Below are 16,665 nucleotides of genomic sequence, written 5' to 3' on the forward strand. Positions count from 1 at the left end.
TGGATTTTAGATAAACAGAATAAGAAAGAGAGCCTTTGGGGAAACGAACGATTTGTTTATAAGTAAAAATAATAATGACTCTAGAAGAAAATACCGATACAGGGAAAATCAATAAAACCAAAGGAAACTCCAAGCTTGAAATTTCGAAAATACTTAATATATTATAATTACCTGTATTCTGTAGCAATGAGAGTTTTTGTAATAACCGGAAAGTCTGGAGGAAGTGCCATGAAAAGGTTTTTTGCGGTATCTGTATGGATTTCTGTTCTTTTTTTAGCGATCGGTTGCAGTGAGGATAGTGAAACACAAGGACCAGTAATTAATGATGATTATATAGTTGCTGAAATAGTATCACCTAGTGATGGAGCGAGATTTTCTCAGGACATGGGAATAACGTTTTACGGTGAAGCAAGATATTTCCAGAGCAGCAGCAGAGTTCCAGATAGTCAGCTCGTTTGGATTTCAGATATAGATGGAGAGCTCTCTAGCGGCAGAGCCTTAACCGACAATCTTCTTTCTGTTGGTACTCATGAAATAAAGTTTGAAGCTTTTGACAATGACGGAAATATCTCAGGCGACAGTATATCTGTCGTTGTGTATTTAGATTCTGTTTTGGTTTCGATACCATCCGCAGCGGATTTTGATATGGGCTGGAGTGACGGAGTCGGTACTACCCAGCTTGATTATGAGCCCATACACAGTGTGGCTCTGGATGCCTTTGAGTTAGGCAGATATGAAGTAACCTATTCTCTCTGGTCAAAAGTGAAAAGCTGGGGTGAATTAAATGGATATACTTTCGAGAACGAAGGCATACGGGGATCAAATTCTACGCTTTCAACTACTATTCAACACCCTGTAACTAATATTTCCTGGAGGGACTGCATTGCCTGGTGTAACGCTTATTCAGAGAAAGAGGGGCTTGATCCCGTCTATTATACGAGTTCCGGAAAAACAGAATATTATAAAGATTCATCATCAGACGGAGATATAAACAATGACTGCGTGGACTGGGCGGGAAATGGGTTCAGACTTCCCACAGAAGCGGAGTGGGAATATGTTGCCAGGTATATAGACGGCAGCAGCTATGTGGATGGGGATATGCACAGCGGGTATAATATTAATGCTAATTTGAGTGACTGCGCCTGGTTTCAAGATAATTCAGAGTATTTAACACATGGTGTCGGCGAGCTGGCAGCCAATAGTCTGGGGATAAATGACATGAGCGGCAATATCTTTGAATGGTGCTGGGATTACTATGATAGTGATTATTATCCCATAGACCCCATAGATCCTATAGATAATCCACGTGGTCCGGATAGCGGGGTTTACCGAGTGCTCCGCGGGGGCAGCTGGATTGATAGTTCTGAAAAATGCGCTACTTCTGTAAGAAGCAATTTTAGCCCCGGCATCGACAGTAATAACATCGGTTTTAGAGTTTGTCGTTGAGGGTTTTTGAGCCGGGATTACTTGTTGCTATATAGAATAACCTGACAGGGCAGCGGTTTTATAAGCTGTTATCGCGCGGATATGAAAATAGGGTTTGAAGTAACCAGTGTTATTACGGATAAACCAACGGGGATCGCGCGTTATATTGCCGGATTGATTTCCGCCTTCTCAGATGAAATAGAAGATTATAACGAACTCATATTGTATTATAAGCTGTCGAGATTATGCAAAAGATCAAGCTGGTCGAGACCTGAAAATTTAAAAATCAGGGAATATTACAAATCTTATTGGCCAATCAGTAAAAATGTTGATATTATACACGGATTGGACGGCCGGACCCCTTTCTGGAGTAATGTCAAAAAAGTTGTTACCATCCATGACCTCTTAACTTTGAAACAAATCGGCAATAAAACAGCCTCTGAAAAATTTCATCAAAAAAAAGAGAGGGCATACAGGAAAATGTCGAAACACGCCGATTGCTTTATCACAGTCAGCGAATCGACAAAGCGCGATGTTGTTAATTTACTGAATGTTTCTCCGGATCAAGTAAATGTGATTTATCATGGAGTTGATGAATCTTTCTTTCCTCAGGAGAAAGCGGTTGTCGGCAGGATCAGAAATAAATATGGATTGAGGAAAGATTATTTATTATTTGTGGGCAGTATTTCAGAAAGAAAGAATACAGCGCGTCTAGTTGAAGCGTTTTCCCGCTCTAAAGCAAGCAGGGATGTGGATTTGGTACTTGCCGGAACGGTATCTTATAAGGGTGATAAAACTCTAAGGGCAGTCAAAAGATATCATCTGGACAGCAAGGTGAAAATTCTCGGGTTTGTAGAAGAGGGCGATCTCCCCGCGCTTTATAGCGGCGCGATTGGTTTTGTCTTTCCAACTTTATACGAAGGATTCGGACTTCCGGTGCTTGAAGCTATGGCTTGCGCGACACCTGTTTTAGCCGGGAACAAGGGCGCCGTTCCTGAAATAAGCGGAAATTTAGCTGTTTACGTAAATCCTTTAGATACCTGTGAGATTGCTGGAGCTATCGACAGGCTGCCGGAAACTCCACAGGATGAGATCAAGAAGTGTGTTGACCACGCGAATGGTTTCACGTGGAAGCGCTGCGTGGGAAAAACACTGGATGTATACAAGAAATTACTGTAATAGTTTTTCTATATGTATATGAAAACGGCTCTGTTCCTATGCGGACCGTTTGATCAATCAGCCGCATACTATACAAATCAATCGACCGCCTGATAGGATATAAAAATTGGGGAAACAACTCAGAGTCTTTTTGAAAGTTATCTTTCCGAAATCATCTATTTTTGCTATACTTCTAAAGTTATGCCGTTGTTATATTAAGTATTGGAAAAACAAGAAATCGGTCAATAAAATTTTCCCCAGTGGTTGTGAGATTTTTTATAAAAGCTCACGTAATTAAAAGTATTATTGGAATCTATATTTAATGTATTACGAAGGGAAGAAAATGCGTGTTCTTATCACGGGAATAACAGGTTTTGCGGGGAGCCATCTCGCCGATTTATGTCTTGAAAAGAAAAATGTGGAACTGTACGGGATTATTCGCTGGAGAAGCAGAACAGAGAATATTGAACATATCTGGGATAGAATAAAGTTGTTGGAGTGTGATCTTAGAGACGCTATTTCCACGAGAGATGTGATAGAACAGATTAAACCTGATTATATTTTCCATCTCGCGGCTCAAAGTTTTGTTCCCACATCTTGGCAAGCTCCAAGTGAATCGCTAAGCACCAATATTCTCGGTGAACTCAATATTTTTGAGGCTGTCCGTAAATCAGGCCATTCATGCAGGATTCAGATCGCCTGTTCAAGCGAGGAATATGGAATGGTTCTAGAGAATGAAATTCCGATAAAGGAGACAAATCCTTTGAGACCGCTGAGCCCTTATGGAGTAAGCAAAGTGGGACAGGACTTGCTTGGTTATCAGTACTACAAGAGTTACGGTATGGAAATAGTCAGAACCCGGGGGTTTAATCACACAGGCCCACGCCGCGGCCCTGTTTTTGTTTGTTCAGATTTCGCGAAGCAGATCGTTGATATAGAGAACGGGAAGAGATCCTCGGTTATGGAAGTTGGAAATCTCGACGCCAGACGTGATTTTACAGATGTGAGAGATATGGTCAGAGGGTACTGGCTTTCTCTTGAGAAAGGCATCGCCGGCGAAGTCTATAATGTATGTACTTCAAAGAGTTACAGCATACGTGAAATTCTCGATATGCTCATTAAGATAAGCGGGGTTGAAGTAGACGTAAGGATGGACAGAGGAAGGTTGAGACCGAGTGATGTCCCCAGACTGGAAGGTGACTACAGTAAGTTCAAGAATGACACGGGTTGGGAACCCGAGATACCTATAGAGAAGACTCTGTCGGATCTTCTTGAGTTTTGGCGGGAAAATCAGGGAAGGAGATGAGTGGTTTAACTTTTTATGAAAGCTATTGTAACCGGAGCATATGGTTTTGTTGGAAGACATCTGACCCGAGAACTTCTGGGCGCGGGTTACGAAGTGCTTGCTGAAGATATTATAGATGTCAATTCCTTCCATAGATCTTCCGCCTTGATTGATGAATTGCCGGAAGGAGTTGTATATAAGAAATGCGATCTTATGAATGCTCCCGCTGTGGATAAACTCATTAAATACTGGAATCCGGATACAGTATTCCATCTTGCCGCACAGAGCTCAGGAGCACTTTCCTTTAAGTATCCGGCGGAAACTGTCAGAACGAATTTTATTGGGTTTCTGAACCTTGCCGAAGCCGTTAGAAAGAACAAGAAAAACGCGCGGATTCTGGCGGTTGGTTCCTGTGAGGAATACGGCAAGAGATCTCGAAGGGATATGCCCCTTTCCGAAAACACTCCTATTGAACCTGTAAACCCATACGCGGCGAGCAAAGCGGCACAGTCCGTTTTAGCCCTGCAGTATGTGAGATCTTTTGATATGAATGTTATTGTCACGAGAAGTTTCAGCCACACAGGACCTGGTCAGAGTGTTACTTTTGTCTTTCCGTCATTTGCCAGACAGTGCGCGAGAATAAAAGCCGGCAACGCTGAACCTGTTATCAGAACGGGAAACCTTGATATTCTCCGTGATTTTCTTGACGTCAGAGATGTAGTAAGAGCCTATAGACTTATAGTGGAGAGGGGTGAAGTCGGAAATGTATACAATGTTTGTTCTGGTGAGGGGCTGAATCTTGGAAATGCTCTGAGTATGATGGTTGAAGAAGCCGGAATAAAAGTGAATATTGAAAAGGACCCCGATCTAATAAGACCCGTGGATGTGGCTGTTTTTACTGGGAATAATAAGAAGCTGTGTGATACTACCGGTTGGGAAAGAAAAATATCAGTTGAGCAAATGATCTCAGATCTGTTGGAGTACTGGTATTCGCGGTCTGATGATTGAAGAAGGTATTTTGTGTTTTGCTCAGGTGTTCGAAATAAAGTTTAAATAAAAGGAGCCAAAAAAATGCCTGATTTATGTATGGTGGGAACCGGTTATGTCGGTCTGGTCAGTGGAGCCTGTCTTGCTGATTTTGGAAATAACGTGATATGTGTTGATATTGACTGTGACCGGATCGAAAGGATCAAGAATGGCGAAATGCCTATATATGAGCCGGGGCTGAAAGAACTTGTGCAGAGGAACGTGGAGGCGGGGAGGCTTTTTTTTACGACAGACCTCGCTGAAGCGGTAAGAAAATCAGGGGTGATATTTTCAGCGGTAGGGACTCCTATGGGGGAAGACGGCTCTGCTGATTTGAGCGCGGTATATCAAGTAGCTGAAGATATTGTTCCCCATATAGATGAGTATAAAGTTTTTGTACAGAAAAGCACAGTCCCTGTAGGAACATCGGAAAATGTGGAAAATATTATTCGCGAAAACCTTTCAGAGAAATTTTCCTTTGACAGCGTTTCAAATCCCGAGTTTCTAAGAGAAGGCTCCGCGATTGAAGATTTTATGAGGCCCGACAGGGTTGTGATTGGAGTGGAAAGCAGGCGTGCTCGTGAAATTATGCGTGAGATATACAGTCCGCTATATCTTTTGAAAACACCTATGGTGTTTACTTCCGTGCGGACAGCTGAACTTATTAAATATGCCAGCAATTCATTTTTAGCCGTAAAGATATCTTTCATAAACGAGATAGCTGATCTTTGCGAAGAGCTTGGAACAGATGTAAAAGACGTCGCGGAGGCGATGGGGTTTGATAAGAGGATAGGCCCTAAATTTCTGCACGCCGGGGTTGGCTATGGAGGATCGTGTCTTCCAAAAGATGTTTCGGCTATATTGCATGCCGCAAGCCGGGCCGGTGTGCCCCTTAAGATTATCCATAGCGCGAGTGATGTTAATGATTCCCGGGTTGACAGGCTCATAGAGAAGATGCGATCTGAAATTCCCGATTTCTCCGGAAAGGCTGTAGCTCTCCTGGGGCTTTCATTTAAACCAAATACCGATGATCTTCGTCACGCCCCATCTTTGAGATTTCTCGACAGGATGCTTGCTGAAGGTGCCAATGTTAATGTTTATGACCCGATAGCCATGAATAATACTAAGAAGATATACCGGGATAAGATTAAATATTACGATGATTCATATAAAGCCATGAAGGGTGCTGACGCCCTGGTGATTATGACTGAATGGAATGAATTCAGGGTTCTTGAGCTGGAAAAGGTAAAAGAGTTGATGAAGGGAGACCTTATTTTTGACTGCCGGAATATATATGAGAAGGGAAAGGTGGAAGCTCATGGTTTCTTTTATTATTCTTTCGGAACAAAATCCTGATTCTGCCGGCGTATTCCAGGAAGACAGATATTAAAAATCAAATGTGTGTTTAATGAGATTTTATAGATAGAAAACACCCCCCCCCCTTATTAGGACGGATAATTCTAATCGAACGGGCGGAGATTTATGATGGATTTATTAAATTATCATAGTTAGTTATTTAGTTAAGATTAAATGGGAAGAGGCGAATATGAGGAAAATACTCGTTACCGGCGGAGCCGGTTTTATTGGTTCTAATTTTATAAAGATGCTTCTAAAAAGAAAGAGCAAAAAACATATCGTTGTTCTTGACAAATTAACTTACGCGGGAAATATGAAGAACCTTGAAGGGTATATCGACAGGGAGGATGTCGAGTTTGTTAAGGGCGACATCTGTAATTCCAGCCTTCTTGATAAAATCATTCCCGGTGTGGATATTATATATAACTTCGCGGCGGAAACCCATGTAGACCGTTCAATCATCAAAGGAGGGAGTTTTGTAAAAACAGATGTAATGGGTACATATAGTTTGCTTCAAAAGGCTTTGGAGCATAAAGTTCCCCGATTCGTGCAGGTTTCCACAGATGAAGTTTATGGAAGTGTGGAAAAGGGTAAGTTCAGTGAAAAGGACCCGATAGAACCTAACAGCCCCTATTCAGCGAGCAAGTCAGGCGGAGATCTTCTCGCGGGGGCATTCTATAAGACCTATGGGTTGCCTGTCGTTATAACCAGAAGTTCAAATAATTACGGCCCGTTTCAACACCCCGAAAAATTTATTCCTCTCTTTATAACTAACGCGCTGGAGGGCAGGCCGTTACCTATATACGGGGACGGCAAAAATGTGCGGGACTGGATTTATGTTGAAGATAATTGCAGGGCGATTGATCTTGTCGGAAGAAGGGGCGGAATCGGCCAAGTCTATAATATTGCAGCGTCTGAAGAGAAAGAAAATATATATATTGCTGAAAAGATTATCAAGTTAACCGGCGCTGATAAAGATCTTCTGACATTCATAACAGATAGGCCGGGGCATGACCGCAGGTACGCCCTCAACACGAGGAGGATAAAATCTCTCGGATGGAAGAAGAAATATACGTTCAATCAGGGATTGGAAAAGACTGTAAAATGGTACCGAGACAACAGAGAATGGTGGCGTGAGATTAAAAGCGGTTCTTTTAGAAAGTATTATAACAAGATGTATAAAAAACGCATTGCGGAGTCTAGAGGAAGGAAGGCCAATAAATGAAAGCGGCAATTGTCGTTGGAGCGCGGCCTAATTTTATGAAAGCAGCTCCTCTTATTAAGGAGTTCAGGAGAAGAGGCAAGGTGGATATTCTTTTTGTTCATACTGGTCAGCACTATGACAGTAATATGTCGAAGATTTTTTTCGACGATCTGGGACTTCCCCGTCCCGATATCTATCTGGGAGTAGGTTCGGGAACTCACGCTGAACAAACAGCCAGAGTTATGGTTGAATTTGAAAAGGTTATAACAACCGAGGGTGTTGACCTGATTATTGTAGTTGGTGACGTAAACTCGACGTTAGCCTGTTCTCTCGTTGGAGCCAAACAGCATATTCCGGTTGCTCATGTCGAAGCGGGACTTAGGAGTTTTGATAAAAATATGCCCGAGGAGATAAACAGGATGGTCACTGATATCCTTTCCGATTATTGTTTTACAACTTCGCCGGAAGCTGAAGTGAATTTAAGGCGTGAGGGTATTGAGAAAGAAAGAATATTTTTTGTGGGTAATATTATGATTGACTCTCTGAAAAGTTATATAGAAAAAGCGGAAGAGTCGAAGATTCTCGACGCACTCAAAGTTGAAAAAGAGAATTACATTCTTGTAACGCTTCATAGACCTTCAAATGTTGATGAGCCGGAGCAATTTCGTTCACTGTATAATGTTCTTGTTGAATTATCCGAAGCTCACACAATTGTCTTTCCAGCTCATCCGCGCACGAGAAAGATTATAGATTCACGGGTTCAGTCTTTTCCCCGGCCTTCCAGTCTGAAATTAATCGAACCCGTTGGATACCTTGATTTCCTGAAGTTAATGAAATATGCCGGATTGCTTGTCACAGATTCCGGAGGAATTCAGGAGGAGACTACGGTTCTGGGCGTTCCCTGTTTAACTGTCCGAAATAATACTGAGCGTCCTGTGACAATCGAGATGGGGACGAATTCCCTGGTCGGGACTGATCCTGATAAGCTTCTGGGTGCCGCACTCAAGGTTATGGCGGAGGGCGGGAAGGAATTCAGTATTCCGCCGCTATGGGATGGTAAAACCGCGGGGCGTATTGTAGATGTAATTGAAAAATATTGACACCGGATAATTATTGATATAATCTTTTATTTTGAATATGGAAGGGGGGGATTTGCCGACAATACAGCTAGTTATTTCATTTACCATACCGTTTGTTATAGTTCTTGCCATGATCCCTCTTGTGAGAAGTATGGCTGTCAAATGGAAGATCAGTGAAAAACCCAACGGTAGGAATAATGGAGATATCGCGCATTTAGGGGGGGTAGTAATAGTAATTTCCGTTATAGCGGGGCTAGTGCCGGTTTTTCTATTCTTTCTTGTTACACATTCTGTTACTGCGGTTTTTCTTTCCGTTCTGATACTTAGCGGATTTACAATTTTTCTCCTTGGTATTATCGATGATCTCCGCAGTTTACATTACAAATATAAGTTGATTCTTCAGGTTATAGCTTCAATCTTCGTTTCCGTGGGCGGGATTATCCTACTCAGCTATTTTTCTGTATTTGAATTTTCAACCCTGATTCGTGTTATTCTGTTTGTCATTGTAACATTATGGATTCTGGCTATTACTACCTCTTTCAATCTCATTGACGGGATTGACGGGTTGGCGGGCGGGATTGCTGTTGTATCTTCTATTTCTTTTACAGTAGCCGGGTTGATTCTCGGACAGCAGATAGTTGTGTTCCTTTCAGTTATTATTTTAGGTTCTTCACTCGCTTTTCTCTGTTACAATTTTCCACCCGCGAGGATATTTATGGGGGATTCCGGCAGTTTGTTTCTGGGACTTATATTCGGGCTGATTTCACTCCTCTTTTTGCTTCCCGGGAAGGATCTTTTGTTCAGGATTGCGGGATCTATCTTTATTTTGACTGTACCCTTGCTCGATACGACTCTCGCTTTTCTTCGCAGGGTAATAAAGAAAAAGTCGCTTTTTCAGGCTGATTTGAGCCATTTGCATCATCTGCTGCTTACAAGATACAAGTCAATGCGGAAAGTTGATTTCATCCTCTGGGGCCTGGCAGTGATATTAGGCTGCCTGGGAGTATTGACGATGATGGGTAATGTAGCGGCCTTTATCGCGGCAGTTATCCTTGAAATAGCGATCTTCGCCTTCTCTCTGTATGTTATGAACAGCAGAAAAGCTCCCGAAGAGAGTATTGAAAGTATAATAAAAAAGCATAGATCAACGATTTGAACCTTTTGACAGATTAATATTTGTTTTATCCATTTAAATTTGCCTTTTCCCGTATCCTGTGATAGTTTATGATTTGGGATTGTATTATCCTGAATTCGGGCAGGTTTGTTTTCTCATTTGATTGGTGTACAGAGGTTTGGAGTAGAACGTTTATGCTTGACAGGAAATTTATAAGAAATGAACCTGAGGCCTTGCGCAGGGGTATCGAGAATAAGGGAGTGGATTTTGATCTGGATCTTCTCTATCAGTTGGATAAGGATAGGAGGAGGATTATACAGGAATCTGAAGATCTCAAGCACAGTAAAAATGTTGTTTCTAAAGAGATTGCCCAACTGAAAAAGAACAAGAAAGATGCCTCGGAATTTATAGACAGAATGAAGGTGACATCTAAACGTATAAAGGAAATAGACAATGAATTAAAAGCAGTCTCAGATAAATTACATGAGATGGAATTAGCAATTCCCAATCTGCCGCATAAATCTGTTCCAATTGGAAATACTGAGCAGGACAACGTTTTGATAAGAAGTTGGGGAGATCCTTACAGAAATGATCTCGAAATAGCACCTCATTGGGAGATTGGTGAAGAATTGGGACTGCTCGACCTCAAGGCTGGATCGGCGGTGAGTGGAAGCGGTTTTGTGGTTCTAAGAGGTGACGGGGCTTTGCTTTCGAGAGCTCTAATTAATTTTATGCTTGATACTCACAGATCTCATGGATATGAAGAAGTATCGGTCCCCTATCTAGTCAGCAGGGATTCAATGATTGGAACAGGGCAGCTGCCAAAGATGGCTGAAGACATGTATCACTGCGAAGCAGACGATCTCTACTGTATCCCAACTGCCGAAGTGCCAATTACAAATCTTCTAAGGGAGACTGTACTTCCGGCAGATCAGCTGACCGTTAAATTGACAGCGTACAGTCCGTGTTTCAGGAGAGAAGCCGGCAGTTACGGAAAAGATACAAGAGGTCTGATTCGTGTTCATCAATTTGACAAAGTGGAAATGGTAAAGGCTACTCTGCCTGAGAGATCATATGAAGAGCTTGAGTTATTACTTGATGACGCCTGCAGAGTTCTTGAATCTTTAGATATTCCTTACCGTGTGGTTGAATTGTGTTCAGGAGATCTGAGTTTTTCCGCGGCAAAATGTTATGATATTGAAACCTACGCTCCGGCCATTTCGAAATGGCTGGAAGTTTCTTCATGCAGTAATTTTGAAGATTTTCAAGCCCGCCGTGCCGGTATCAAATTCAGAAGGGGAAAAGGGGAAAAATCTCGATTTGTTCATACTCTGAATGGTTCGGGATTAGCCCTTCCAAGGATAATTGCCACAATATTTGAACTCTACCAAACTCCGACCGGCAGGATACGCGTTCCTGACGCCCTCGTGAAATATATGGGGGGAAGGGAATATTTAGAGGGTTAACGTGAAGATAAATATTTCAAGAAATCTTCCCTTTTTAATCAAAATTTATTTTATAGTGGGAAGTATTATAATTGTCACTTCACTTCTTTTGTATAACAACAATCTGATTATGCGTATGCAGAAGCAGGCCGAAAATACAACTAGGCTTTTTTCCCGTTTTACTGGGCTGGCTCTCGGAAGTGTGGAGAATTCAAATAATCAGAAGTTCATACGTGAGATTAGAGAGGCAATGGATCTCCCCTTTGTTATAACTGATAATGAGGGGCGGCCTATGATATGGAACGAAATCGGAGTTCCTCAGGTAAAGGACGATGAGTATGACAGACTTCTCGATTTTGATCCCCGGAAACCTGATGATCTATTGCTCGAAAGGGTATTAGAAAAGGCGAATGAGTTTGACAGGGTAAACAAACCGGTGATTGTTGACACAGAGGAGATGGAACTTTTTATTCACTACGGGCTTTCCGGATTGGCCCGGGAACTTAGAATTGCGCCATACGTTCAATTAGGTGTGTTCGTTCTGTTCGCTTTATTTGGTTTTATTGGGTTCAGAGCTTTAAAGCTCGGGGAACAAAGATCGGTATGGGTTGGCATGGCTAAGGAAACAGCTCATCAGCTCGGCACCCCGCTGTCCTCACTGATGGGTTGGCTGGAAATCATGAGAGGACAGATAGAATCCGGGCGTGTTTCCGAAAAGTTGTCCTTGGCTGTTGACGAGGCCGGGCTTGATGTTGAAAGGTTAAGCCGGATATCATCCCGGTTCAGTAAGATAGGGTCTGCTCCTGAACTTGAATATCAGGACATATCGTCGCTGATTATGGAAACAGTGAGTTATTTTGAACGGAGGCGGCCGGCTCTGAAAATAAAGTCGATAATAGATGTTGAATTTGAAAAATTGCCTATGGTTCGCTGCAGCAGGGACCTTGTCGGCTGGGTATTCGAGAATCTGATAAAGAATTCTCTCGATGCTATATCCGGCAAAGAGGGGAAGATATCTATAAAAGGCAGTTTAAATAGAAAAAGTAACAATATAGAGATTCTATTCAGTGATACCGGCAAGGGTATAACAGCGGCCCTCAGAAAGAGAATTTTCGATCCGGGTATTACAACAAAAGAAAGGGGTTGGGGGTTGGGTCTTGCTCTTGTAAAGCGTATCGTTGAAGAGATACATGATGGGTCTATAAAGTTAATTCAATCCCGTTCCAACGAGGGGACTACCTTTCTAGTTACATTTCCAGTAGATTAAAAGGGAAAAATTAAAATGTCTGCTTTAAGAAAAAGAAAACGCATATTATGGGTAGATGATGAGATTGATCTTCTTCGTGCGCATTTGATTTTTCTCGAAGAAAAGGGCTACTACGTAAAGGGTGTCCCCAGTGGTCAGGAGTGTTTAGAGCTTATAGCGGCTGAGAACTTTGATCTTGTTCTTCTCGATGAGACTATGCCCGGTAAAAGTGGATTGCAAACACTTCATGAAATAAAAGAGGTTAATGCCAACCTGCCCGTTATTATGATAACCAAGAATGAAGAAGAAGGGTTGATGGATCAGGCAATTGGGATGAAAATAGACGGTTATCTTTTAAAACCCGTCAATCCGCTCCAGATTTATTCCGCGTCTAAGCGTATTCTGGAATCTCATAAAATCCAGGAAGGGATTATCAACAAGGAGTATTTACAGTTTTTTCATTCCGCGGATAATCTTATCGGCGGTAACATTTTTTATGAAGACTGGATAAAAATCCACAAGGATCTAACTTACTGGGATCTTGAATTTGACCGTTTCAGCAATACCGGCCTTAACCAGACTCATATGGAGTTGAGAGACAAGAGTAATATGAGATTTGGCCGTTTTATTGAAAAGGAATATGTTGAGTGGGTTAATTCGGTAAATGGACCTAAATTGAGCGTGGACCTTTTTGACCAATTTGTATTTCCTCATCTCGACAGTAATAAAGCCGTTTATCTTATTGTCATAGATTGTATGCGGTACGACCAATGGCTTATGATGGAAGATCTTTTAGCTGATTTTTATACTATAAACAGGGACTTCTTCTACGCGACCCTGCCAACGGCCACACCCTATTCGAGAAATTCAATATTTTCAGGTTTACACCCGATTGATATTAAGAAGAAGTACCCCTCGTACTGGATGGAGAAAGCAAAGAATGAAGAAACGGGAAAGAATCTATTTGAAGATGAACTTATGCGGGAACAACTTAACAAGAAAGGGTTTGGTAAGATAAAATCAAAATATATAAAAATTTATGACTCTGACGGAGCTGATAATATTCAAAATCAGGTTGCTACTTATAAGTCCCTTGATTTGGTTGCAATAGTTATTAATTTTATCGACATACTTTCTCATGGAAGAAGCCACAGCAGGATACTTTCAGAAATATCTCCCGATGAGAGTGCTTTTCGTTCTTTGACGCGGTCGTGGTTTATACATTCCGTTCTTTTCGAGATACTGAAGAAGATAGTGCGGCAAGACGCCACTGTCTTAATTACTACCGATCACGGGTCTATTTTAAGCAAAAAAGCTGCCCTTATCAGAGCTAACAAGAAAACTTCCACTAATCTCAGATATAAATTCGGTGAAAATATAAGCTCTGATAAAAAATACTGTTATCATGTAAGTAATCCGGTTGATTTAAGACTTCCGGCGGAAAGTCCATCAAAGAATTATGTGTTTGCCAAAGAGAATTACTATTTTGTTTATCCTACTGATTTTCATAAATATGAGAAACAGTTCCGGGGAAGTTTTCAACATGGTGGAATTTCTCTCGAAGAGATGATCGTTCCGTGTGTTACACTTGAATCGAAATAAATAGAATATCTTCATGATTCCACGTTAGCCAATATGGTGTTAATCAGTGATTTATAAACCATGACTGCAGGGCGGGAGTTACCTTCCGGCAGAAAGCGCAAATACATAACCCTATAGGGGTATGAACAAAGGTTGTAAATTAGAAGTGCTATGGAGGGTGATTTTGTAAATTTCTTTAAATTGATGAGTTGATCATTTCAAATTACGCGCGTTAAGTAAGTGGAGCGGATATATGAATCGCCTGAATGATTTAAGCGGTCCCCCGAGAGTGTTATCTCTCCGGAGCGAATCAAGTACAAAGACAATGAATATCGGGAGATTATTTGGAAGCATCCTTCCCGCCGGATCGGCAGTTTCTCTCGAAGGGGGGCTCGGAGCGGGTAAAACTCTTTTCGCCGGCGGTATATGCGAGGGTCTGGGAATTAAGGAAGAAGTCCTAAGCCCGACATTTATCCTGCTGGAAGAGTATAAAGGTTTATTTCCCGTACTCCATTTTGATCTTTATAGACTGGAAAAAATCGAAGATGTCAGAGAATTAGGATTATTCGATGCCGCCGATGGACGTAATGTAATTTTAGTTGAATGGGGGGATCGCCTGCCGGACTGTGTTATGGAGTTTGATATTCACGTGGATATTAAAATAATAAACGACGATGAAAGAAGAATTAGTTTTAAAGGTCCGGATAATTTGATACGAACGCTTATGGAGGATGATATTGAGCTCGACACGTTTTATAATGGCAATTGACAGTTCACACCTTAAGGGCAGTGTGGCTGTATCTCGTGGAGATGAATTATTGTGTGAAATTCTCTTTGACGCCAGCGATACTCATTCCGCCACATTGCTTCCCGCGGTAGACGTGTGTCTGCGCTCTGCTCACCTTGGAGTTAAAGATATTGACTTATTCGGCATTGTAAGAGGCCCCGGCAGTTTTACAGGACTTAGAATAGGACTGGCCACGATTAAGGCTTTAGCCGCTGTCAAAAAAAGGCCGGTTGTTTCAGCCACAAGTCTGGAGGTTCTCGCGGCTGCTTTTCCGTATCTTTCCCGCGAGGTGGTCCCGATAATTGACGCGAGGAGGGGTGAAGTCTATTTGGCGATATACAGCACGAAAGGGGGGTTGCCTTCCGCCATTCTCGAACCGGTTGCTGTAAGACCTGAAGAAATACCTTCGCTGATTGAGGAAAATTGCCAAGGCCCAGTTATTTTCTGCGGAACGGGGATAAAAAAATACAGGGAAGCAATAGAGCCGAAGATGCCCCCGGGCAGCAGTTATTCAGTTTTATATGGTTCTGTTCCGCGTGCATCGCTTCTTATAGCCGTAACAAGGGGCAGAGTGGAAGTTGAATACGAGGAGCTTTCTGAATTGGCGCCATTATATATCAGACCTCCCGACGCTAAATTGCCTGACTCAACTGATCTTAATCCCGGAGGGAGCAGCCGTTGGCCGATTTTGTGATAAGGGAAATGCAAGAGGGTGATATACCGGAAGTTCTTGAAATAGAACAATCCAGCTTTGATTGTCCTTGGCCCGAAAGTATGTTTGCAGGTCAACTCAAATTGAAGGATACAGCTTTGATATTAGTGGCTGTGTTGGATGATACTGTTATTGGATATGTTATTGTATGGTTTGAAATGGATTATTCTCATATTCTCAATATAGCTGTCGGTGAGAGATGGAGGGGGAAAAAGATAGCCGACAAAATTCTTGAAGTAGTCAAAAAGAAGTCGGCTGATAAGGGATGCAAAAGTATTTATCTCGAGGTCAGAGAGAGCAATAAATTTGCCCTGGATTTTTATAATCGGCACGGGTTCCGTTTAATTGGAGAACAGAAAGAATATTACGGAAGAACAGGCGAAAGTGCGTTGATTATGGAGCTTATAATTGATTGATATTAACAAAGAAATATCAGCTATTGAGGGAAAATCCAAGCTCGCGGTTATACTTGGATCCGGATTGTCGCCGAGTGGCGATGAAAAATCGGTACATAAACTAATTTCATACTCAGATATTGGTATTCTTCCTGTCCCAACGGCAAAAGGTCACCCCGGAATAATATTTCTCTTTGAACGTCTTGATGGCAGCTGTGTCTATCTGTTCGCCGGAAGATCTCATCTTTATGAAGGAGTCAGTAGGGAGCAGGCTGCCGCGGGTGTTGATCTGGCGTCAAAGCTCGGATGCCGGAAGGTTCTTTTTGTGAACACCGCGGGGAGTCTTACTTCCAGAGTTCCTTTGGAAAGCTGGTTTATCCCTTCTGACCTTATGGCGTTTCCATTTAATTACGGAGGGCATAAAGGAATTAACGGATACAGGAGGGATTATTGCCCGGCGCCCTTAATCTCAGATAGTTTCAGAAAGGAAGTTATAACAGCTGCCATGGAAGCTTCAATTCATACATATGAAGGTACTCTTATGTGGAATGTCGGCCCATGTTACGAAACTTGTACTGAGGCTTCAGCGGTCGCAGAACTTGGTGCTGATGCGGTTACCATGTCAATTTTGCCCGAACTTATAGAATCTTCCGACAAGAATATAGAAACCGCAATATTGAGCCGTGTGACAAACTATACACCGAATGTGAACCGGAGATCAGTTTCTCACGATGAAGTAATCAGAAGTGGGAAAAAAGCAAAGAAGATGCTCTTTAGAATTCTTAGTGGATTATAAGTATTATACCTTGAATGATCATCATTTGATTTTACATTCTGCTTTTTCATTATCAC

At 42.0% G+C, this 16,665-nt stretch carries 15 protein-coding genes; all 15 read left to right on the top strand.

Annotation, left to right across the window (positions count from 1 at the left end):
- Window positions 1–228 precede the first annotated feature (228 nt).
- Window positions 229–1,446 (top strand): formylglycine-generating enzyme family protein, encoded by a 1,218-nt coding sequence (locus U5O15_02225; protein MDZ7859480.1) that lies wholly within the window; start codon window positions 229–231, stop codon window positions 1,444–1,446.
- An 81-nt stretch (window positions 1,447–1,527) separates the two neighbouring features.
- A complete protein-coding gene (locus U5O15_02230) occupies window positions 1,528–2,604 on the top strand; it encodes a glycosyltransferase family 1 protein (protein ID MDZ7859481.1) in 1,077 nt (358 codons plus the stop codon).
- A 322-nt stretch (window positions 2,605–2,926) separates the two neighbouring features.
- Window positions 2,927–3,889 carry a GDP-mannose 4,6-dehydratase gene (locus tag U5O15_02235; protein MDZ7859482.1) on the top strand — a complete coding sequence of 321 codons (963 nt, stop codon included), beginning with the start codon at window positions 2,927–2,929 and terminating at the stop codon, window positions 3,887–3,889.
- A gap of 15 nt (window positions 3,890–3,904) precedes the next feature.
- Window positions 3,905–4,876 carry a GDP-mannose 4,6-dehydratase gene (locus U5O15_02240; GenBank protein ID MDZ7859483.1) on the top strand — a complete coding sequence of 324 codons (972 nt, stop codon included), beginning with the start codon at window positions 3,905–3,907 and terminating at the stop codon, window positions 4,874–4,876.
- 63 nt (window positions 4,877–4,939) lie between these two features.
- Complete coding sequence (locus U5O15_02245; protein MDZ7859484.1) at window positions 4,940–6,250, top strand: UDP-glucose/GDP-mannose dehydrogenase family protein; 1,311 nt, start codon at window positions 4,940–4,942, stop codon at window positions 6,248–6,250.
- A 190-nt stretch (window positions 6,251–6,440) separates the two neighbouring features.
- Complete coding sequence (gene rfbB / locus U5O15_02250; GenBank protein MDZ7859485.1) at window positions 6,441–7,475, top strand: dTDP-glucose 4,6-dehydratase; 1,035 nt, start codon at window positions 6,441–6,443, stop codon at window positions 7,473–7,475.
- Window positions 7,472–8,554 (top strand): UDP-N-acetylglucosamine 2-epimerase (non-hydrolyzing), encoded by a 1,083-nt coding sequence (gene wecB, locus U5O15_02255; GenBank protein MDZ7859486.1) that lies wholly within the window; start codon window positions 7,472–7,474, stop codon window positions 8,552–8,554. The genes rfbB and wecB overlap by 4 nt, the downstream gene beginning before the upstream one ends.
- Window positions 8,555–8,606: 52 nt before the next feature.
- Entirely contained in the window at window positions 8,607–9,689 is a 1,083-nt protein-coding gene (locus U5O15_02260; protein MDZ7859487.1) for an MraY family glycosyltransferase, read from the top strand.
- Window positions 9,690–9,841: 152 nt separating this feature from the next.
- Window positions 9,842–11,113, top strand: a complete 1,272-nt coding sequence (gene serS / locus U5O15_02265; GenBank protein ID MDZ7859488.1) for a serine--tRNA ligase — start codon at window positions 9,842–9,844, stop codon at window positions 11,111–11,113.
- A gap of 1 nt (window position 11,114) precedes the next feature.
- A complete protein-coding gene (locus U5O15_02270) occupies window positions 11,115–12,359 on the top strand; it encodes a HAMP domain-containing sensor histidine kinase (protein ID MDZ7859489.1) in 1,245 nt (414 codons plus the stop codon).
- Window positions 12,360–12,374: 15 nt separating this feature from the next.
- Window positions 12,375–13,940, top strand: coding sequence for a bifunctional response regulator/alkaline phosphatase family protein (locus U5O15_02275; GenBank protein ID MDZ7859490.1), 1,566 nt, complete (start codon window positions 12,375–12,377; stop codon window positions 13,938–13,940).
- A gap of 232 nt (window positions 13,941–14,172) precedes the next feature.
- A complete protein-coding gene (gene tsaE, locus U5O15_02280; GenBank protein ID MDZ7859491.1) occupies window positions 14,173–14,688 on the top strand; it encodes a tRNA (adenosine(37)-N6)-threonylcarbamoyltransferase complex ATPase subunit type 1 TsaE in 516 nt (171 codons plus the stop codon).
- Window positions 14,657–15,400 (top strand): tRNA (adenosine(37)-N6)-threonylcarbamoyltransferase complex dimerization subunit type 1 TsaB, encoded by a 744-nt coding sequence (tsaB, locus tag U5O15_02285; GenBank protein ID MDZ7859492.1) that lies wholly within the window; start codon window positions 14,657–14,659, stop codon window positions 15,398–15,400. Before tsaE ends, tsaB begins: the two co-directional genes overlap by 32 nt.
- Entirely contained in the window at window positions 15,385–15,834 is a 450-nt protein-coding gene (rimI, locus tag U5O15_02290) for a ribosomal protein S18-alanine N-acetyltransferase (protein MDZ7859493.1), read from the top strand. Before tsaB ends, rimI begins: the two co-directional genes overlap by 16 nt.
- Window positions 15,827–16,609, top strand: a complete 783-nt coding sequence (locus U5O15_02295) for a hypothetical protein (GenBank protein MDZ7859494.1) — start codon at window positions 15,827–15,829, stop codon at window positions 16,607–16,609. The genes rimI and U5O15_02295 overlap by 8 nt, the downstream gene beginning before the upstream one ends.
- Window positions 16,610–16,665 lie beyond the last annotated feature (56 nt).

The sequence above is a fragment of the Candidatus Krumholzibacteriota bacterium genome, from assembly GCA_034520215.1.
GTDB lineage: Bacteria > Krumholzibacteriota > Krumholzibacteriia > Krumholzibacteriales > WJIX01 > JAGHBT01.